Source organism: Azospirillum sp. TSO22-1, assembly GCF_003116015.1.
In the GTDB taxonomy this organism is placed as follows: Bacteria; Pseudomonadota; Alphaproteobacteria; order Azospirillales; family Azospirillaceae; genus Azospirillum.
Window position 1 is genome coordinate 1 of record NZ_LGQZ01000073.1, and the last position, 19,113, is coordinate 19,113.

25 protein-coding genes are annotated in these 19,113 nt (G+C 70.7%); 12 read left to right on the forward strand and 13 right to left on the reverse strand.

Features of this window, described 5'->3' with window-relative positions; translation table 11 throughout:
- Nucleotides 1-117: 117 nt before the first annotated feature.
- Nucleotides 118-558 (reverse strand): hypothetical protein, encoded by a 441-nt coding sequence (locus TSO221_RS18815; protein ID WP_109120057.1) that lies wholly within the window; start codon nt 556-558, stop codon nt 118-120.
- Nucleotides 555-1,022, reverse strand: coding sequence for a MarR family transcriptional regulator (locus TSO221_RS18820; RefSeq protein WP_109120058.1), 468 nt, complete (start codon nt 1,020-1,022; stop codon nt 555-557). The genes TSO221_RS18815 and TSO221_RS18820 overlap by 4 nt, the downstream gene beginning before the upstream one ends.
- A gap of 124 nt (nt 1,023-1,146) precedes the next feature.
- Here TSO221_RS18820 and TSO221_RS18825 point away from each other — a divergent pair, with 124 nt between their 5' ends.
- Entirely contained in the window at nt 1,147-2,208 is a 1,062-nt protein-coding gene (locus tag TSO221_RS18825) for a serine hydrolase domain-containing protein (RefSeq protein WP_158284136.1), read from the forward strand.
- A 1-nt stretch (nt 2,209) separates the two neighbouring features.
- Here TSO221_RS18825 and proC read toward each other — a convergent pair whose 3' ends face one another.
- The 4 genes from proC to TSO221_RS35510 all read right to left on the reverse strand — a co-directional run bounded on the left by proC (nt 2,210) and on the right by TSO221_RS35510 (nt 4,470).
- Nucleotides 2,210-3,010, reverse strand: coding sequence for a pyrroline-5-carboxylate reductase (gene proC / locus TSO221_RS18830; RefSeq protein ID WP_109120060.1), 801 nt, complete (start codon nt 3,008-3,010; stop codon nt 2,210-2,212).
- A 19-nt stretch (nt 3,011-3,029) separates the two neighbouring features.
- A complete protein-coding gene (locus TSO221_RS18835) occupies nt 3,030-3,536 on the reverse strand; it encodes a YbjN domain-containing protein (RefSeq protein WP_109120061.1) in 507 nt (168 codons plus the stop codon).
- A gap of 209 nt (nt 3,537-3,745) precedes the next feature.
- A complete protein-coding gene (locus TSO221_RS18840) occupies nt 3,746-4,099 on the reverse strand; it encodes an accessory factor UbiK family protein (protein WP_109120062.1) in 354 nt (117 codons plus the stop codon).
- A gap of 107 nt (nt 4,100-4,206) precedes the next feature.
- The gene (locus TSO221_RS35510) at nt 4,207-4,470 is read right to left on the reverse strand and encodes a DUF1778 domain-containing protein (RefSeq protein WP_158284137.1); all 264 of its coding nucleotides are present in this window, start codon (nt 4,468-4,470) and stop codon (nt 4,207-4,209) included.
- A 115-nt stretch (nt 4,471-4,585) separates the two neighbouring features.
- Between TSO221_RS35510 and rfaD the strand changes: the two genes are divergently transcribed.
- The 11 genes from rfaD (at nt 4,586) to TSO221_RS18900 (ending at nt 12,667) form a co-directional block, all read left to right on the forward strand.
- On the forward strand, nt 4,586-5,572 hold the full coding sequence (gene rfaD, locus TSO221_RS18850) for an ADP-glyceromanno-heptose 6-epimerase (RefSeq protein WP_109120064.1): 987 nt from the start codon (nt 4,586-4,588) through the stop codon (nt 5,570-5,572).
- A gap of 11 nt (nt 5,573-5,583) precedes the next feature.
- A complete protein-coding gene (lgt, locus tag TSO221_RS18855) occupies nt 5,584-6,387 on the forward strand; it encodes a prolipoprotein diacylglyceryl transferase (RefSeq protein ID WP_109120065.1) in 804 nt (267 codons plus the stop codon).
- On the forward strand, nt 6,384-7,490 hold the full coding sequence (locus TSO221_RS18860) for an SAM-dependent methyltransferase (RefSeq protein WP_247878125.1): 1,107 nt from the start codon (nt 6,384-6,386) through the stop codon (nt 7,488-7,490). The genes lgt and TSO221_RS18860 overlap by 4 nt, the downstream gene beginning before the upstream one ends.
- An 86-nt stretch (nt 7,491-7,576) precedes the next feature.
- On the forward strand, nt 7,577-8,344 hold the full coding sequence (gene pgeF / locus TSO221_RS18865) for a peptidoglycan editing factor PgeF (protein ID WP_109120066.1): 768 nt from the start codon (nt 7,577-7,579) through the stop codon (nt 8,342-8,344).
- Nucleotides 8,345-8,355: 11 nt separating this feature from the next.
- Entirely contained in the window at nt 8,356-8,781 is a 426-nt protein-coding gene (locus tag TSO221_RS18870) for a thioesterase family protein (protein WP_109120067.1), read from the forward strand.
- 144 nt (nt 8,782-8,925) lie between these two features.
- Nucleotides 8,926-9,345: a hemerythrin family protein gene (locus tag TSO221_RS18875; RefSeq protein WP_247878126.1), complete on the forward strand. Its 420-nt coding sequence runs from the start codon at nt 8,926-8,928 to the stop codon at nt 9,343-9,345.
- Nucleotides 9,346-9,510: 165 nt separating this feature from the next.
- Nucleotides 9,511-10,443, forward strand: coding sequence for a ribose-phosphate pyrophosphokinase (locus TSO221_RS18880; RefSeq protein ID WP_109120069.1), 933 nt, complete (start codon nt 9,511-9,513; stop codon nt 10,441-10,443).
- Nucleotides 10,444-10,445: 2 nt separating this feature from the next.
- On the forward strand, nt 10,446-10,928 hold the full coding sequence (locus TSO221_RS18885) for a YbaK/EbsC family protein (protein WP_109120070.1): 483 nt from the start codon (nt 10,446-10,448) through the stop codon (nt 10,926-10,928).
- Between the two features lie 45 nt (nt 10,929-10,973).
- Nucleotides 10,974-11,657, forward strand: coding sequence for a helix-turn-helix domain-containing protein (locus TSO221_RS18890; protein ID WP_109120071.1), 684 nt, complete (start codon nt 10,974-10,976; stop codon nt 11,655-11,657).
- Nucleotides 11,658-11,780: 123 nt separating this feature from the next.
- Nucleotides 11,781-12,227 carry a phasin family protein gene (locus TSO221_RS18895; RefSeq protein ID WP_109120072.1) on the forward strand — a complete coding sequence of 149 codons (447 nt, stop codon included), beginning with the start codon at nt 11,781-11,783 and terminating at the stop codon, nt 12,225-12,227.
- An 89-nt stretch (nt 12,228-12,316) separates the two neighbouring features.
- Entirely contained in the window at nt 12,317-12,667 is a 351-nt protein-coding gene (locus TSO221_RS18900; protein ID WP_109120073.1) for a tRNA-binding protein, read from the forward strand.
- A 13-nt stretch (nt 12,668-12,680) separates the two neighbouring features.
- Here the strand turns inward: TSO221_RS18900 and TSO221_RS18905 are convergent, their stop codons facing one another.
- The 7 genes from TSO221_RS18905 to TSO221_RS18935 all read right to left on the reverse strand — a co-directional run bounded on the left by TSO221_RS18905 (nt 12,681) and on the right by TSO221_RS18935 (nt 19,005).
- Nucleotides 12,681-13,037 carry a hypothetical protein gene (locus TSO221_RS18905; protein WP_109120074.1) on the reverse strand — a complete coding sequence of 119 codons (357 nt, stop codon included), beginning with the start codon at nt 13,035-13,037 and terminating at the stop codon, nt 12,681-12,683.
- 148 nt (nt 13,038-13,185) lie between these two features.
- A complete protein-coding gene (locus tag TSO221_RS18910; RefSeq protein ID WP_109120075.1) occupies nt 13,186-13,554 on the reverse strand; it encodes a response regulator in 369 nt (122 codons plus the stop codon).
- Nucleotides 13,532-15,589, reverse strand: coding sequence for an MASE3 domain-containing protein (locus TSO221_RS18915; protein WP_109120076.1), 2,058 nt, complete (start codon nt 15,587-15,589; stop codon nt 13,532-13,534). Before TSO221_RS18915 ends, TSO221_RS18910 begins: the two co-directional genes overlap by 23 nt.
- 127 nt (nt 15,590-15,716) lie before the next feature.
- Complete coding sequence (locus TSO221_RS18920) at nt 15,717-16,019, reverse strand: ribbon-helix-helix domain-containing protein (protein ID WP_247878127.1); 303 nt, start codon at nt 16,017-16,019, stop codon at nt 15,717-15,719.
- A 177-nt stretch (nt 16,020-16,196) separates the two neighbouring features.
- On the reverse strand, nt 16,197-16,922 hold the full coding sequence (locus TSO221_RS18925; protein WP_109120078.1) for a Crp/Fnr family transcriptional regulator: 726 nt from the start codon (nt 16,920-16,922) through the stop codon (nt 16,197-16,199).
- Nucleotides 16,923-17,014: 92 nt separating this feature from the next.
- Nucleotides 17,015-17,755 (reverse strand): TfuA-like protein, encoded by a 741-nt coding sequence (locus TSO221_RS18930; protein WP_109120079.1) that lies wholly within the window; start codon nt 17,753-17,755, stop codon nt 17,015-17,017.
- Nucleotides 17,752-19,005 (reverse strand): YcaO-like family protein, encoded by a 1,254-nt coding sequence (locus TSO221_RS18935; RefSeq protein WP_109120080.1) that lies wholly within the window; start codon nt 19,003-19,005, stop codon nt 17,752-17,754. The genes TSO221_RS18930 and TSO221_RS18935 overlap by 4 nt, the downstream gene beginning before the upstream one ends.
- Nucleotides 19,006-19,113: the final 108 nt, after the last annotated feature.

Sequence of the window (19,113 nt, forward strand, 5' to 3'; positions counted from 1 at the left end):
ATCAAAGGCGCCTGATGGCTTCCATCAGGCGCCTTTGATCCAACCCGGCAGCTCAATGCACAGCATTGAGCGGGAGGGGCATGTGGACGGAGCCTTCAGGCGCCGTCCGTATGACCGTCAGGCCGCCGCGGTGCGTCGGGCCAGGGCGAGCCCGTCGCGCAGGTTCATTCCGATCAGCGTGAGGTTCGCGGCGCCGGCCAGCAGCTCGATGGCCTGCACGGCGATGAACGCCCCTCCGAACTCGCCCGCCGCGGCGCGTGCCTGCAGGAAGACGGCGCAGGGCACGAGGACCAGCAGGCCGTTCAGCGCGATCACCGGCATGCGGCGGCGCTTCCGGACGATCCGCGGGTCGGCCGAGCCGCCGGCCATGCGCACACCCGTGATCCCGGTGATCGCCAGCGCCGGCACGAGCAGGAGCAGGCTCCAGAGAATCGCCGTCTTCACGGCGAGCACCGTGGCATCGGAACCGAAGGCCTCGGCCGCCACCGTCGAGGTCCAGAACGCGGCGATGGTCAGCAGGCCGGTCACGCCGGCGATCGGGTGCAAGGCGCGGATCATGGCATCTCTCCGTCGTCGGATGGGGGCCGCAGGTGACCGCGGAAGCGCTGGAGAACCTCGGCCGTGCGCTCGACCTCTCCCGGGGCGAAGGTGGCGGCCAGCGTGTCGGCCAGGGCGAGCCAGCGGGCGCTGGCGGCCTCGAACAGGGCGGCGCCGCGTTCGGTGAGCCGGACCAGCTTGGCGCGGCGGTGATGGGGGTTGGGGACGTAGCGGAGGACCCCCTCGGCCTCGAGCTGGTCCGCGATGCGCTGCACCGACTGGCGCACGAGGCCCATGTTGCGGGCGATGCCGGCCACGGGCAGGCCGCCGCGGGCTTCGGCCACCGCGCCCATCACCTGCCAGCGCGCGCTGGTCAGGCCGAGGGGCGCGACGAGCGCATCGCCGGCGGCGATCAGGGCGCCGTTGAGGCGGAAGACCTCGAGGGCTAGTCGGCTGGTCGGGTGGGAAAAGGCGTCTTCGGTCATAATGGTAGTATACTGTCATCATGGGTGTGTACTGTCAATATGCCCGGAAGGGGAGTGGCGCGCCGTCGGTCCTATGACCGCACCCCCATTGCTTGCCGGCCGTTGCCTCCGGCCTCATGGCGGGATGACGCGCATCCTCGCCCTTCTCATCCTGCTGACGCTGCCCGTTCCGGCCCGCGCCGACGCGGACGCCATCCTGCGGGAGCTGCTGGCGCGTTACGCCGCGCCCGGCGGCGTGCTCCTGGTCTCCTCGGCCGACCGGCGCGATCTCGCGGCGGCCGGCATCGCCGACCTGCGCAGCAAGCGGCCGGTCACCGCGCAGACGCGCTTCCACGTCGCCTCGGTCGGCAAGATGCTCACCGCCGTGGCGGTGCTGCGGCTGGTGCAGGAGGGGAGGGTGGCGCTAGGCGACCCGGCGGCGGCGCTGGTCGGCCACCCGGCGGCGGCGCGCCTGACCAACCTGGAGGGCGCCACGCTGGCCGATCTGCTGGCGCACCGCTCCGGCGTGCCGGACTGCCTGCGCAACAGCGCCCCGGTGCCCGCCGTCCACCCCGGCCCGCGCTGGACGGCGGAGGAGGTGATCCAGTCCGCCCCCTGCCGGAAGCCGACGCCGCCCGGCGCCTACGCCTACTCGAACACCAACTACATCCTGCTCGGCCGCATCCTGGAGCGGATCGAGGGCAAGCCCTTCGCCGAGACTCTGGCGGAGCGCGTGCTGCGCCCGGCCGGCATGGCGGACACCTCGGTCGGCGCCGACCCGAACGATTCCGGCGTGGCGCGCGGCTACCGCCGGCCGGACGCCCGCGGCGTGCGCTCGGACGCCAGCACCGTCGCCTACGCCAGCCCGCTCGGCGACGCGCCGGTCACCACCACCGCGGCCGACCTGGAGCAGTTCGCCGACGCGCTGTTCCGCAGCCAGGGCGCGCTGCTCGCCCCGGATCTGGTCAGGGAGATGGTCACCGACCGCGCCGGCGAGGACACCGACGAGGGCTACGGCTACGGCATCGTCGTCGAGGATTCGGATTGGGGCCCGCGCTGGGGCCACGCCGGCCGCTACGCCGGCTTCCGCGCCGAGTTCTGGTACTTCCCGGAGCGCGACACGCTGCTGGTGCTGATGATGAACGGCGACGAGAACACCGACGACGACGTCGGCGCGCTGATCGCCGCGCGGGTGTTCGGGCGCTAGCCTACTGCGCCAGTTCCTTCGACCGCTTCGCCGCCGCCGCCACCGCGCGGGTCATCAGCGCGGTCATGCCCTCCGGCGCCATCAGCACGTCGAGCGCGGCGCGGGTGGTGCCGCCGGGGCTGGTGACCGCCTCGCGCAGCTGCGCCGGGGCCTGCGGCGACTGGTGCAGCAGCTCGCCGGCCCCCGACACCGTGGCGCGGGCCAGACGCTGCGCCAGATCGGCGGGCAGGCCGGCGGCCTCGCCGGCCGCGGCCAGTGCCTCGGCCAGCAGGAAGACGTAGGCCGGGCCGCTGCCGGAGACGGCGGTGACTGCGTCCATCTGCGACTCGTCCTCGGCCCAGGCGACCTCGCCGACCGCCGACAGCAGCGCGGCGCAGAGGTCGCGCTGGGCGGCGCCGACCGCGTCGTTGGGAACGGCGACGGTGATGCCGCGGCCGATGGCGGCCGGGGTGTTGGGCATGGCGCGCACGATGGCCGCCGCGCCGCCGAGGTGGCGGTGGAAATAGTCGATGGTCTTGCCGGCGGCGATGGAGAGGAAGACCGTCTTCGGCCCGGCCAGCCCGGCGTAGGCCGGCGCCACGTTGTCCATGACCTGCGGCTTGACCGCCAGCACCACCACGTCGGGCGCGAAGCCGGCCGGCAGCTCCGGCGCGCTGCCGACGACGGTGACCGCCGGGTGCGCGTGCGTCATCCCGCCGGGCTCGACGACCACGACGAGCTCCACCGTGCCGGCCTTCAGCCAGCCGTCGAGCATCGCGCCGCCCATCTTGCCGCAGCCGACCAGCAGGAGAGTCGCAGCCATGGCGTTCACGCCCCTCTTGTTACGCTTCGCCCATGGTGTCGAGGATGGCGGCGGACACCGCCTCCGACGCGGTCTTGCCGCCCCAGATGACGAACTGGAAGGCGGGGTAGAAGCGCTCGCACTCCGACAGGGCGATCTCCACGAGGTCCTCCAGCTGCTCCACCGTCGCGCCGCGCGAGCCGCGCAGCAGGGTGGTCTGGCGGAACATCGGGGTGTGCTCCTCGCTGCACACGTCGAAATGGCCCAGCCACAGGCGCGAATTCACCTCGCCCAGCAGTTCGGACACGGCGCTGCGGCGGTTGGACTGGACCTTCATGTCGAACTGGCAGGAGAACTGCATCGCGCAAACGTCCGGCTGCCAGACGAAGTACAGGCGGTAGTCGCACCACCGGCCACCGATCTCGACGATCAGCTCGTCCTCGCCGGCGCGCTCGAAGGGCCACTCGTTGGCGGTGACGATCTCTTCGACCACGTCGAGGGGGTTGCGGATGGTCACGGACTTCGTTTCGACGGCTACTGCCGACATGGTCTGCGTCCTCCTCTGAAGGCGCGATGGACGGCACCGGACCCCTGACGTCGGGCGCCCAGGGTGTTGGGACTATGACCCGAGATCTTGTGGATTAACACGCGGGGGCTACTACAAGAAGCAACGTGCCAAAAGCACCGCGGGCGCGCAACAGGATTCGTCCGCACGCGCGCGGAAGTTACGGATGGTTCCGGGGACGGTCCGGGCGCTCAGGGTTTGGCGCCGCCGGGGTGGGCGGTGGGCGCCTCGTGCGCGTGGCCGGGGGCGCGGCGCTTCGGCCCCGCCTCCTCGTGGCGCAGCTGGTGCTCGGCCAGCAGGGTGGCGACCGTGGCCTCCAGCGCGACGACGCGTTCGGCCAGGGTTTCCTGTTCCTCGCGGGCCTTGGCGGCCATGGCGCGGACGGCATCGAACTCCTCGCGCGGCACCACGTCCATGCGCGACAGGATGCGTTCGAACTGCTGGCGCATCTGCGCCTCCGCCTCCTCGCGCAGATTGGACAGCGCGCCGAGCGCACCGCCGGCCACGCGGGCCAGATCGTCGAGAAGCTTGTTGTCGACCTGCATCGATTCGATCCCGTGTCTTCGGCCCGTCGCCGGACCATTCCGTCATACTAAGGCGTGCCGCCGCCCCGATTCAACGCCCGGGGTCCCATCCCGTCACGGGCATCCGGTCATACCGGACGGCCGAGCAGGGCGCACAGCCGGTCGCGGTCGGCGGCCGGCCGGCCCAGCAGGCCGAGGACATGCTCCCAGTCCGCATCCTGCATCGCGAAGTCCGGCTGCCCGGCGAGCGTCTGATAGGCCGCGGCGCACGCGCTGTCGAGCACGAAGGCGGTCATCGTCCGTCCGGACGAGGCGGCGGCGTGCCGAATCGCCCGATGCCGGGCCGGGGCGGCGCGCAGGTGCAGGGACTTGCGGGGCGTGGGATCGCTCATGCGCCGCATCCTGCGCCGACGGCGCGCACCGGTCAACGCCTTGCGGGGCGGCGGGGCAGACCCTATAACCCGCGCCAGGGCGCTGCCCAGAACGATACCAAGGAGCTGCGGGCGCATGATCGTCGTCACCGGCGGGGCCGGATTCATCGGGTCGAACCTCGTGGCCGGGCTGGCGGAGCGCGGCATCACCGACGTCGCCGTGGTCGACCGCTTCCGCGACGGCGACAAGTGGCGCAACCTCGCCAAGCGCGAGGTGCGGGCGCTGGTCCGGCCGGAGGAGGTCATGGCCTTCCTCGACCAGCACGCCGCCGAGATCGACGTGGTCTTCCACATGGGCGCCATCTCCGCCACCACCGAGCGCGATGTGGACAAGATCGTCGCCAACAACGTGGCGCTGTCCATGGACCTGTGGACGTGGTGCGCCTGGCGGGGTGCCCGCTTCATCTACGCCTCCTCGGCCGCCACCTACGGCGACGGCGCCGAGGGCTTCGTCGACGACGGCTCGGTGGAGGCGCTGGCCGGGCTGCGGCCGCTCAACCCCTACGGCTGGTCCAAGCAGGTCTTCGACCGCCGCGTCGCCCGCGCCGTGCTGGAGGGCGAGACGGTGCCGCCGCAGTGGGCGGGCCTGAAATTCTTCAACGTCTACGGCCCCAACGAGGCGCACAAGGGCGACATGATGAGCGTCGTCGCCAAGCTTTACCCGAAGCTGGCGGCCGGCGAGACGGCGCGGCTGTTCAAGTCGCACCGCGACGGCATCCCCGACGGCGGGCAGAGCCGCGACTTCATCTGGGTCGGCGACGTGGTGGACGTGCTGCTCTGGCTGCTCGACCACCCGGAGGTGTCCGGCCTGTTCAACGTCGGCACCGGCAAGGCGCGCAGCTTCAAGGACCTCGCCGAGGCGACCTTCGCCGCCCTGGGGCAGGCGCCGCGGATTGAGTACTTCGACATGCCCGCGCATCTGCGCGACAAATACCAATATTTCACCGAGGCGAGCACCGATCGCCTGCGCGCCGTGGGCTACGACGCGCCGTTCACCGAACTGGAGGAGGGCGTGCGGCGCTACGTGCAGGACTACCTGTCGCAGCCGGATCCGTACGTCTGACGGGAGTCAGCATGCTCGCCATTCCCTTTCCCGCCATTGATCCGATCGCCGTCTCGGTCGGGCCGATCGCGGTGCGCTGGTACGCGCTGGCCTATCTGGCCGGTTTCATCCTCGGCTGGCGCTACTGCCTCGCCCTCGCCCGCGGCAACCCGGGACGGCCGGCGCCGGACGACTACGACGAGTTCCTGACCTGGGCGGTGCTCGGCGTCATCCTCGGCGGGCGGCTCGGCTACGTGCTGTTCTACAACCTGCCCTATTACCTCCAGGATCCGCTGGAGGCGCTGGCGGTCTGGCACGGCGGCATGTCGTTCCACGGCGGCACGCTGGGCGTGCTGGCGGCGATCCTGCTGTTCTGCTGGCGGCGCGGGCTGTCGCCCTTCGCCTTCGCCGACCTCGTCTGCGCGGCGGCGCCCATCGGCCTGTTCTTCGGCCGCATCGCCAACTTCATCAACGGCGAGCTGTACGGCCGCCCCGCGCCGGACGTGGACTGGGCGGTGGTGTTCCCGCGCGACCCCCTCCAGGTGCCGCGCCACCCCAGCCAGCTCTACGAGGCGGCGCTGGAGGGCGTGGTGCTGTTCGTGGTCCTGGCGGTGGCGGTGCGCAGCCCGGCGGTGCGGGCGCGGCCGGGCATGACCGCGGGGCTGTTCTTCATCGGCTACGGCCTCAGCCGCATCGTCGCCGAGTTCTTCCGCGAGCCGGACGCGCAGCTGGGCTTCCTGTGGGGCGGCGCCACCATGGGGCAGCTGCTGTCCATCCCCATGGTGCTGGTCGGCCTGTGGATGGCGCTGCGCCCGCGCCGCCCGGTGACGGCGTGACCGCCGACACGCTGGCGCGCTCGCTCGCCCGCCGCATCGCGCTGGAGGGGCCGCTGACCGTCGGCGCCTTCATGGCCGAGGCGCTGGGTCATCCGCGCTTCGGCTATTACATGAAGCAGGACCCGTTCGGCGGCGCCGGCGACTTCGTCACCGCGCCCGAGGTCAGCCAGATGTTCGGCGAGCTGATCGGCCTGTGGTGCGCCGACGCGTGGCAGCGCCTGGGTGGCCCGCCGGAGATCCGCCTGATCGAGCTGGGCCCCGGCCGCGGCACGCTGATGGCCGACGCGCTGCGCGCCGCGGCGATCCTGCCGCCGTTCCGCGCCGCCGTCCGCGTGCACCTTGTGGAGACCAGCCCGCACCTCCGCGAGCGCCAGCGCGCCGCGCTGGCGGGGGCAGAGCCGACGTGGCACGACCGCCTCGACGACGTGCCGGCGGGGCCGAGCCTCGTCATCGCCAACGAGTTCTTCGATGCCTTGCCGGTCCGGCAGGTGCAGCGCACCGTGCACGGCTGGGCCGAGCGGCTGGTCGACCTCGACCCCGACGCCCCGGACGAGGATCCGCGCTTCCGCTTCGTGCTGGAACTGGGCCGCAGCCCGGGCCGGAACCTCGTGCCGGAGGGCCTGCGCGAGTCGCCGGTCGGCAGCATCGTCGAGGCGTCGCCGGCCGGCCAGTCGGTGGCCCGGCTGCTGGGCGCGCGTCTGGCGGCGCACCCCGGCGCCGCGCTGGTCATCGACTACGGCTACGGGCACGGCCCGGCGGTGGGCGACACGCTTCAGGCGTTGCGCAAGCACGCCTTCGTCCCGGCGCTGGAGACGCCCGGCGACGCCGACCTGACGGCGCATGTGGACTTCGCGTCCCTGGCCGCCGCCGCCCGCGACGGCGGTGCCGAGGCCTACGGCCCGGTCACCCAGGGTGAACTGCTGCTGCACCTGGGCATCCAGCAGCGTGCCCAGGTGCTGAAGCGCAGCGCCACGCCGAAGCAGGCTGCCGACATCGACTCCGCCCTCGACCGTCTGGTGAATGGGGAGGGGATGGGCACGCTGTTCAAGGCGCTGGCGCTGGCATCGAAGGGCTTCGGCCCGCCGGCGGGGTTCGAGGGATAGCGTTTCAACAATCCTCCCATCGAACGGATGGACAGATCGCCGCCGAAGCGGCAGGTTAGCTCCCCCATTCCCGACGCAGACGCACCATGATCACCCTCGGCGCGCTCAACGACCTCAACGGCATCCGCCACGCCTTCTTCACCCGCGAGGGGGGCGTGTCCACGGGGCTGTACGCTTCGCTCAACTGCGGCCTCGGCTCCGGCGACGACCCGGCGGCGGTGGCGGAGAACCGGGCGCGCGCCGCCGGGCGCATGGGCGTGCAGCCGGAGCGGCTGGTCAGCCTCTACCAGATCCACAGCGCCACCTGCCTGGTGGTCGATCAGCCCTGGGGTCCGGACCAGCGGCCGCAGGCCGACGCCATGGTGACCCGCACGCCGGGCTTGGCGCTGGGCATCCTCACCGCCGACTGCGCGCCGGTGCTGTTCGCCGACGAGCGCGCCAGGGTGGTCGGTGCCGCGCACGCCGGCTGGAAGGGGGCGCGCGGCGGTGTCGTCGAGGCGACCATCGAGCGCATGATCGAGCTGGGCGCCAGGCGCGAGCGCATCGTCGCCGCCGTCGGCCCGTGCATCGCCATGCGCTCCTACGAGGTGGGGCCGGAGTTCCCCGGCCCGATCCTCGCCGAGGACGACCGCAACCGCGACTTCTTCGCGCCGTCGCGCCGCGAGGGGCATTTCCTGTTCGACCTCGCCGGCTACGTCGGCCATCGGCTCGCCAAGGCGGGGGTGGAGATGGTGGCGCGCTGCCCCAACGACACGCTGGCGGAGGAGAGCCGCTTCTTCAGCTACCGCCGCGCCTGCCTGCGCGGCGAGACGGACTACGGCCGCGGCCTGTCCGCCATCGCGCTGCAACCGTGAGGACCCCCGCCATGGATCGTCTCGTGCAGACCCGCACGGTGAAATGGGGCGACTGCGACCCCGCCGGCATCCTCTACACGCCGCGCGTCTTCGACTACATCACCGAGGCGGTGGAGGCGTGGTTCGGCGCCATCGGCGGCATTCCCTGGATGGAGCTGATCGCGGCGGGGCAGGGCGCGCCCACCGTGCACACCGCGGTGGACTTCCGCACGCCGATGGAGCCGGGGCTGCGCCTGAACGTCTCGGTGCTGCTGGAGAAGCTCGGCGGCTCCAGCCTGGGCTTCCGCGTCCTCGGCGACGGCGAGGATGGCACGCGCTATTTCGAGGGGAAGCTGGTCTCCGTCACCACCGACTTTGCGACGCGCCGCTCCATCCCGATCCCGGCGGAGTTGCGCTCCCGCGCCGAGGCCTACGCCGCCGTGCACAGCGCCGACTAAAAGTTCGGCGAGCGCACTGTTCGGCCACTAATCCGATTGCCAAGCGCCCCGTCCGCGGTTCATGATCGGGACGCGCAAACGCGCCGATTCGGGGATCGGGCGTACCCCGTCGGTATGGTCCAGCGGCCGAGCGGAGGGGGAGCCATGGTTCTCGACTGGCGCGAGGAGATGAACATCGACCACGGTGGTCTGGACGCCGACCACCACGAGCAGCACGACCTGATCCGGCGCTTCGTCGCCACGCCGGGCAGCGAGGAGCACCGCGACGCGGCGCTCGACGTGCTCCACGCGCTGCGCCGGCAGACGATCCGCCACTTCGCCCGCGAGGAGCGGGTGCAGGCCTCCATCCGCTTCCCCCACATCGCCGAGCACCAGGCGCAGCACGCCCGCCTGCTGGAATTGCTCGACGAGCTGATCGAGCAGGTGGAGGCGCGCGAGTCCGCCTTCGACTTCGGCTACGTCAAGCGCAAGGCGGACGAGGTGCTGCAGTTCTGGTTCCTCGACCACTTCGCCAAGGCGGACCTCAAGCTGCGCAACTACCTGGCGCGCTACACCCCGCGCTGAGCGCAACGGACCTCTGCGCGGCCTGTTTACGACGAGCGTCATAGAACGTTTACAGGGGTGCGACCCTTTGTTATGGTCCCGCGCGTTTTTCGGGGGGTGCAGCCGGGGCCGTCGGGGCCGTCCGCCGCACCCGATGCGAACCTCCTTCAGAGAGAGCCGATTGCGATGAAGGTGCTTGCCGGCAACAGCAACCGTCCGCTTGCCGAAGCCATTTCCACGTGCCTGGGTGTTCCGCTGGCGAAGGCGAGCGTCCGGCGGTTCTCCGACATGGAGGTGTTCGTCGAGATCAACGAGAACGTCCGCGGCGAGGACGTCTTCGTGATCCAGTCGACGTCGTTTCCGGCGAACGACAACCTGATGGAGCTGCTGGTCACCATCGACGCGCTGCGTCGCGGTTCGGCCCGGCGCATCACCGCGGTGATCCCGTACTTCGGCTACGCCCGCCAGGACCGCAAGACCGGCCCGCGCACGCCGATCTCGGCCAAGCTGGTGGCCAACCTGATCACCCAGGCCGGCGCCAACCGCGTGCTGACCATGGACCTGCACGCCGGCCAGATCCAGGGCTTCTTCGACATCCCGCTCGACAACCTGATGGCCGCCCCGGTGTTCGAGAAGGACATCCGCAACGCCTTCGGCGACGACGAGATCACCATCGTGTCGCCCGACGTCGGCGGCGTGGTGCGTGCCCGCGCGCTGGCCAAGCGCCTGGACGCCGACCTCGCCATCATCGACAAGCGCCGCGAGCGCGCCGGCGTGTCCGAGGTGATGAACATCATCGGCGAGGTGCAGGGCACCCGCTGCATCCTGGTGGACGACATCGTCGATTCCGGCGGCACGCTGTGCAACGCCGCGGTCGCGCTGATGGAGGCCGGGGCCAAGTCGGTCGGCGCCTTCGTCACGCACGGCGTGCTGTCGGGCGGCGCCGTCGCCCGCATCGCGGTGGCCCCCATCGAGATGCTGGTCTCCACCGACAGCATCCAGGCGACCGAGGCGGTGCGCGTCAGCCGCAACATCCGCCAGCTCACCATCGCCCCGCTGATCGCCGAGGCGATCATGCGCATCAGCGAGGAGCGCTCGGTCTCCAGCCTGTTCTCCTGAGCATGACGACGCTCAGCCCGTCCGCTGCCCGCGTCCAGTCCCTGCTGGACGCGATCGGCCTCGGGCATCGCGTGGTCGAGCACGAGTCCAGCACCCGCACCTCCGACGAGGCCGCGGCGTCGGTCGGCTGCACGGTTGCGCAGATCGCCAAGTCGCTGATCTTCCGCGCCCGGGAGTCCGGCACTCCGGTGCTGGTGATCGCCAGCGGCGCCAACCGCGTCAACGAGAAGGTGGTGGGCGCCCTGATCGGCGAGAAGATCGAGCGCGCCGACCCCGACTTCGTCCGCGAGAAGACCGGCTTCGCCATCGGCGGCGTCCCGCCGCTGGGCCACGCCGTGCCGCCGCTGGTGCTGATCGACGACGACCTGATGACGCTCGGCGAGATCTGGGCGGCGGCTGGCACGCCCAACGCGGTGTTCCGCCTCACCCCGGACCAGCTCGTCAGCATGACCGGCGGGCGGGTCGCGGCGGTGAAGAAGGCCTGACGTTCCGTTTTTCCGTTTCTTGCCGTCATCCCCGCGAAGGCGGGGATGACGAAAGAGGAGCGATCCGGGCCGGTCAGCAGCACCTTGCGCCGGCCGCGCTTCGACCGCACATTCACCCCCATGGACGAGCTTTCCCGCACCATCCTCGACCGCGCCATGGATCTCGCGTCCGAGCGCGGCTGGCGGCGCACCGGGCTGGCCGACGTGGCGCGCGCCGTGCCGGTGCCGCTCGGCGAGCTGTACCGCCGCTTCCCCACCCGGGCGTCGCTGCTGGCCGGGGTCGCCGAAGTGGCCGACGCCGCGGTGCTGGCCGACGACACGCCGCCCGACCTGTCCGAATCGGCCCGCGATCGGATCTTCGATGTGATGATGCGGCGTTTCGATGCGCTGGTGCCGTACCGCGCCGGCCTCGCCGCCGTGGCCCGCGACCTGCCGCGTGAGCCGCTGACCGCGCTCGCCTTCTCGAGCGCCTACGCGCGCTCCATGGCGTGGATGCTGCGGGCGGCCGGGGTGGACCCGGACGGGACGGGCGGCGGGGCGCTGGTGGCGGGGCTGGGGGCGGTGCACGCGCGGGTGATGCGCACCTTCCTGAAGGACGACACCGCCGACCTCGCGCGCACCATGGCCGCCCTCGATTCCGGGCTGCGCCGCGCCGAGTCCTGGGCCAACGCGCTGCGCCGCCCCAGGGCGGAAAAATCCGCGGAACCCCCGGAGACCGCGGCCGGTTGAATCTGGAGCGGTGCGGCGTCTTGTATGTTGCGCTGCAGCAGGCCGTTGATTAAGGTGTGGGCACTTCCACTCACGCCCTGCTGGCTGCACGACAGCCCGGCCGGACCTACTCGGGGATGAAACATGGCGACCAAGCCGACCGGTAACCCGTTCTTCGACACGGATTTCTCCAAGGTGCTGGGCGATCTGAAGCTCCCCGGCATCGACGTGGAGTCGATCCTCGCCACGCAACGGAAGAACATCGAGGCGGTGACCGCCGCCAACCAGTTGGCCATCGAGGGCCTGCAGGCCGTGCTGCGCCGCCAGGCCGAGATCCTGCGTCAGACCCTGGAGGAGGCCGGCACCGCCGCCACCGAGGTGATCGCCGCCGGCTCGCCGGAGGACAAGGCCGCCAAGCAGGCCGAACTGGTCAAGACCGCCTTCGAGCGTTCGCTGTCCAACATCCGCGAGCTGAGCGAGATGGTCGCCAAGTCGAACACCGAGGCCGCCGACGTGCTCGCCAAGCGCGTGTCGGAGAGCCTGGACGAGGTGAAGGCCGCCATCGCCGGCGCCAAGAAGGCTCGCAAGTAAGCGTCCGTCCCTTCGGGGACTGCGCGAGGGGCCGCTCCGCATCGGAGCGGCCCTTTTGCGTTCCGGGGCGCCGTGGTAGCGTGCCGCCCATGACGCACACTCCGACGACCATCACCTACGACGATTTCCTCAAGGTCGACATCCGCGTCGGCACCATCATCGCCGCCGAGCCATACCCGGAGGCGCGCAAGCCCGCCATCAAGCTGACCGTCGACTTCGGGCCGGAGGTCGGCACCCGGCGCAGTTCGGCGCAGATCGTCCGCCACCACGCGCCGGACGCGCTGGTCGGCCGGCAGGTGCTGGCGGTGGTCAATTTCCCGCCAAAGCAGATCGGCAAGTTCCGCTCCGAGTGCCTCGTGCTCGGCCTGCCGGACGCGGAGGGGGAGGTGGTGCTGGTCGGTCCCGGCCAGGCGGTGCCGGACGGCGGCCGGCTGTTCTGAGCCGACGCGCCCCTCAGGCCGGTTCGCTGCCGAACAGCACGGTGTCCAATTGCTCGCGGATCGCCTGGGAGACGTCGTTGCCGACCTTCTCCAGCGCCAGCGCGATCCCGGTGTAGACGCGGGCGGCCTCCGGCGCGGCGGGATTGCTGCCGAGAATGATGTCGCGGTAGCCGATGAGCTTTCCCACGGCGTCGGCGACGATGTGGCTGTCGCAATACTCCGAGACCATCTCGCAGTGGGTGATCATCGCCTCCAGGTCGGTGATCATCCGCAGGCGCGTGCAGGCGAGCCGTTCGAGCAACGGAATGCCCTCGGCGTTGCCGTTGACGCCCTTCGACAGCCAATCCTTCATGTCAATGATGTCAGCCATCGATGGGCCTCGGTGTGCCGGTCCCGGTAGCAGTCTGGCTGACAATGTTAGCTATATATTTGGATTCCGATCACGCCGCGAATTCAGGGAATGTGCGGCATAATGCGACAAGGGCTTCGCCGGCCGGCACCGGCGCGGTCGGCGGCGGTCACCCCACCAGCTCGCCCACCACGTTGCGCAGCTCGTCGTTCATGAAGGGTTTGTAGAGCACCGCGTCGGCGCGGAACATCTCGGTCAGCTTGAGCGCGTAGCCGGCCGGCAGGTTGGGGGCGCCGCCGGAGATCGCCAGGATCTTGGTATCCGGCTTGGTGCGGCGCACCGCCTTGATCACCTCGATGCCGTCCACCTCCGGCATCAGCACGTCGGTGACCACCAGGTCGAAGCTCTTGCCCGCCATCTGCTCGACCGCGAGACGGCCGTTCTCCGTCTCGGTCACCGTGTGGCCGAGGGACTCCAGCACCTCGACGATCGCCATGCGGACCGCGGGGGAGTCCTCAACCACCAATATGTTCGCCATGGGCGGGGTCCTCCTCGTTCTTCTTCTCGTTCGTCGTCTCGTTCGCCGGTGCGCGCTCGTCCGCGGGCTTCGCCATGGGCATGTCGATCATCACGGCGGTGCCGCGGCCGACCGTGCTGTCCACGGCGACGATTCCGCCGCCGTTGCGCACGATGCCGTACACCACCGACAACCCCAGCCCGGTGCCCAGCCCCACCGGCTTGGTGGTGAAGAAGGGCTCGAACACCCGCTGCCGTGTCGCCTCGTCCATGCCGGTGCCGGTGTCGGCCACGGTGAGGCGGACGTAGTCGCCCTCCGCGATCTCCAGCCGGCTCGCCTCCGGGTCCCTCAGCGTGACCACGCAGGCGGACAGTGTCAACGTGCCGCCCGTGGGCATGGCGTCGCAGGCGTTGCGGATCAGGTTCAGTAGGATCTGCGACAGCTCGGTCGCGGTGATGGTCACCGCCGGCAGGCGGTCGTCGATGCTGACCTCCACCCCGATGCCGGGCGGCAGGTCGGGGCGCGCCAATTCCATGGCGCCGCGCACCGCCTCGCCCACCGCGGCCGGCGGCGAGACGGCGACCTCGGTGCGGGCGAAGGCCAGCACGTCGCGCATGATGATGCGCGCCTTCATCCCGCTGTCGCGCACCGCGGTCAGGTAGGTGCGCAGCCGGGCGTCCTCGCCGGCGCGGTTCAGCGCCAGATCGCTCAGGCTGATGACCGGTTGCAGCAGGTTGTTGATCTCGTGCGCCAGGCCGCCGACCAGGCCGCCCAGCGCCGCCATGGTCTGCTTCTGCCGGGCCGCCTCGGCGGCGCGGCGGCGCTCGGTGATGTCGCTGGCGGTGCCGCGGAATCCCAGGAACACACCGTCCGCCGAAAAGCGCGGCATGCCGCTGAACATCAGCCAGCAGCCCGTCGACACCGCGGTGGCGATCGGGAAGGAAAGCCGGCGGAACGGCCGGTGCTCGCGCAACGCGTCCTGGAACACCGCGAAGTCGTCCGGCGGCCGCGCCGAATCGAGAAGGTCGGCGGGGGGGCGGCCGATCAGCTCGAACGATGGCCGGCCGAGCGCCTCGCGGGCGCGCGGCGACACCTCGGTGAAGCGGCCGTCGGAATCGGTGGCCCAGAACCAGTCGTTGGAGCAGTCCAGCAGCGCCTTCCAGCGCGCCTCGCTCTCGCGCAGCTCGGCGGTGCGCGCGGCGACCATCGCCTCGGCGTTGCCCAGGTGGTCGCGCAGCGCCTGCTCGCTGCGGCACAGGCGCAGGAACATGGTGTCGTAGGGGTTCTGCAGCGCGGTGACGACGATCGCCCGGTACAGCAGGTAGTAGGACACGATCTTGATGAAGTGCCCGAAGGCGTTCAGCAGGCCGTGCGTGTCCTGGTACAGCGTGAAGGTCATCTCCTGCACGATCAGCAGCGCGAACCCGGCCAGTGCCAGCGGGAAGGTGCCGCCCTCGAAATACCGCCGCCGCGTCCACAGCGCCACGCACGCCAGCGCCACCAGACCGGAGATGGCGTACTCGCTGGCGATCTTGAAATCGGTCAGGCCCTGCCCCTCGATGAAGCAGTCGGGCATGGCCTCCAGCGGGAAGATCAGCACCAGGATCAGCGTGACCAGCGCCGCGTGCAGCCCCAGCACCAGCCCCGGCGCCACCCGGGCGTTGGGCAGCAGCAGCGGCGCCGCCAGGAAGCTCGCCGCCTGGACGAATCGGGCGGCGATCCACAGTTGGGTCGGCAGGTTGGCGTCACCGGGGAAGACGCCCATGCCCTTGTAGGACAGGGTGTGCAGCAGGTCGAGCACCGCCACCGACGGGAAGGACAGGCCGACGAAGGCGAGAAACTGCGACTGGTTGGCGTGCCGGGTGTTCCAGGCGATCACGAAGGTCGCGGTGGCCACCACGATGCTGAACAGCTCGGCCAGCGTGTGGAACAGCAGGTAGTTGCCGCGCATGGTGAGGAACATCACCAGCGTTCCGCCCCCGATCAGCGCGAACTCCGGCGCCCAGCCGAATCGGCCGGTGCGGTGCGCGGTGGCGGAAATCGTCGGATCGGCCATATCCCCCTGTTCGGCGTGTGGTTTTTTTGGTGCCGGCAAGGAGTGTTAACAAAGCCATCCTGGTCGGCATAGCCCTCAGGTCGCAAATATGACCAAAGGGATATGCCGGGTCGTGCTCGACCGGAGGTCAGCCCTGGCGGCTGAAGGGGGTGCTGAGCAGCGGCTCGCCGCGGCCGTGGCCGGCGCGGCTGTGGCCGGCTTCGGTGGCGGCCTGCCGGAAATAGCCGACGACGAACACGCGCACCGCGTTCGCCAGGGACACCCCGGCGTCGTTGCGGCGGTTCTGGATGTCCAGCCGCTCCTTCAGGTCGGTGCACAGTTCGTTGATGTCGAGGCCTTCGCGGCGGCTGATCTCCTCCAGGGCCTCCCAGTAGGACGGCTCGATCCGGATCTGGCTGCTCTGGCCGGCGATGGTGACGGAACGGCTCACCAGAGGGCTGATCCCCTGGGGATTGGCGGCGTGTTGCGTCGGCGATCCGCGTTCAGGCATACGTCCTTCATCCCCTGTGTGGCGGGATAGGGGGGTATCGGCCACACTATAGCGTGATTGCAGCCTGCTGTGGGGATAAAACTTTTCGGCTGCGAAGGGAATCAGATTCTCGTCATTCTAAAGTTTGTCCTGCGAGCGTGCGGCCTCACCGGCCATGTCGCGCACCAGATCCACCTTGGTGAGGATCAGGAATCCCTTGGTGTAGGTGATGGCGTTGGCGGTCTTCAGGGCCTTGAGGCTCTTGTTGACCATCTCGCGGGTGACGCCGAGCATGCTGGCCAGGTTCTCCTGCGACACCGCCTGGGTGATGCGCAGCCCCGCCGGAGTCGGCTGGCCGTAGGACTCGGCGAGTTGCAGCAGCTTCTTCGCGAGCCGGCGCGGCACGTCGTGGAACACCGCGTCCTCGATGTTCTCGCTGACCCAGCGCAGCCGCTCGCACAGCACGCCCAGCAGGCGGATCGCCAGGCGCGGATGGCGCTCCAGGAAGGGGATGAAGGCGGCGCGGTCGATGCGGAACAGCTCGGTCGGGCGCTGTGCGGTGGCGCCGGCGGTGCGCGGCTTGCCGTCGATCAGCGCGATCTCCCCCAGCACCTCCCCGGGGTCGAGGAAGTTCAGGATCATCATCTTGCCGTCCTCGGACGAGGTGTGGATGCCCACCTGCCCCTTGAGGATGGCGTACAGGCAGTCGCCGGGGTCGCCCTTGTCGAAGATCAGCGCGTCGGGGTCGTACTGCACGAGGTGGCCGAGGCCGACCAACTCCGCCATCTCGCGCTGGTCGAGCGCGCTCAGCAGCTGGTTGCGGCGAAGCACCTCCGCCACGTCGATCGCACCCTCGCCCCGCATCGGCTGCCTCGCTCCCGCACCGTCGCCCAACCCGTTAACGTATACGGGAGTATGCCCGGTAGTGGAATGCGGCATGCGATGCACGGAGCGGGTCAGGCCACGTGGACAGCTTCGCGCACCGCGCGGTCGAACAGCGCGGTGTGTTCGAAGTGGAAGCGCGGCTCGGGCAGCGCCACCTCCTGGCCGAGGAAGCGGCGCACGGTGCGCAGCATCAGCCGGGCGTCCTCGCGCTTCTGATCGACGCGGCCGGCCGGCAGCCAGCCCTTGAAGCGGGCGAGTTCCTGGGCATCGACGCCCATCCCGCCGGCCAGCCGCAGCACGCGGCCGTAGCCGCGCTCGCGGTAGGGCAGCTCCTTGGCGATGGACTCCAGCGCGTTGGTGACGTCGGGGGACAGCACGCCCTCGGCCTCGGCGTCGGCCAGGGTGCGGCGGATGTTGACCATCGCCTCGGACAGCATGGGATAGCCCAGCTCGGCCGGGCCGTGCTGGATGGCGACCTCGTCGTCGTCCTCCAGGCGGCCGTCGCGGTAGGCCTCGAAGATGGATCCCACGCCGATCATCCCGAACGGGTGCAACTCGGCCGCACGCAGCGCGCCCATGCTGGAGGCGCCGAACACCGGGATGCCCTGGCGGATGGCGAACAGGATCTCCTTGTGCCAGACCGCCGGCACGCATTCGAAGAAGCCGTCGATGATGCCGATGGCGGCGGGCTTGCGCTCGGCCACGCGGATCACGTCGCCCTGCGCCACCGGGGGCAGGAAGACGGCGTCCAGCTCGCGCGCCGCGTCGTCGCGCGGCATGGTGGGGCCGAGAAAGACGTACACGTCGCTCATGACCGGGGCTCCAGAACGCGCTGCGCCCGCAGGCCCAGCAGGTAGTCGGGGGATTCGTCGATGCCTTCCAGGCCGGGGATCACCACGCGGACCACGGGGATGCCGAACTCCGGCTTGGTCAGGTCCACCGCCACCGCTTCCTCGACGCCAACGGCCTTGAGGCGGGCAAGCTGGTGGTTGATGTCGTCCTCGATGGTGCGGCCGGACGAGGTCGGGCAGGTGGCGAAGTCGCGCCCGCCGGCGCCGGCGCCGATGCGCTCCTTCCAGCGGGCGTGCAGCGCGCTGTCCAGGTGCTTCAGGTACTCGGCGCGGGACATGTCGTCGCGCGCACCGGCGATGAAGGTCAGCCGGCTCTGCGCCGCCTCGGTCAGGGCGCGGCTCAGCGCCACCTCGCGGGCGGTGTGGCAGCCCTTGCCGACCGCCGGGCGGACGGTGTGCTGCGGCGAGTCCTCGCGCGGCACGATGCGGGCGATGAAGACGGGGATGCCGACGTCGCTGGTCATCTCCCACACGCCGACATCCACGCCGGCGCGGTCCAGCCGGTCGAGCAGGCCGCGGCAGTGCGGGTCGGTCACGGTGGACAGGTCGATGCGCGTCGCCTCCTGCGCGTCGCCGTCCTGCAGGCGCCACAGGGTGGAGGCGTCGCGCTCGATCAGTTCGCCCACCGCGTGGGCCGTCGCCTCCAGCCGGTGGTTGCCGGACGCCAGGCCGTTCGAGCTGGCGACGAAGCAGCCGTGGCCGGGCGGCAGCGGCAGGGTGTAGTTGAGGTGCACCATCTCGAACGGCACCCAGGTGGGCTCGCCGCTCATCAGGTCGGTGCCTTCGATCCACATCAGCGGCGTGTCGGGGGTGAAGCGGCTGGTGGACAGGCGCGGCAGCCGCCACACGTCGCACACCCGGTGCGTCCAGCGCAGCTCTTCGTAGCTGGCGTACTTCAGCGGCAGGGTGATGCGCTCGGCGTGGTAGGACTCGATGGATTCCATCACGCCCGACGCCTTGGCGGCGGCCAGCGTGACGCCCTTGCCCTGCGACACGGCGACGGAGCGGGAATTGGGGCGGGTCACCATGACCACCGGGATGCCGACGGTGTCGAGCCCGGTAACGTTGGCGACGCGGGTGATGCCCATGACGGGCAGATAGGGGGCGACGCGGGCCAGCGTCTGCTCCGGCGGGACGATGCGGTGCGTGCCGGCGGTGTGGCCCTTGGCCGTGTCGGCGACGGACGGGGAGGCGATCTCGTCGAGGGGCATCGTGGTCTACCCAGGGCGTTGGCCGGAGCGGTGGCCGGCCGGGAGGGTGTCGGACGTGCGGGCGGGCCGCGGCGGCGGGCCGGGTGAAGGCCGGCCGCCGCGGACCCG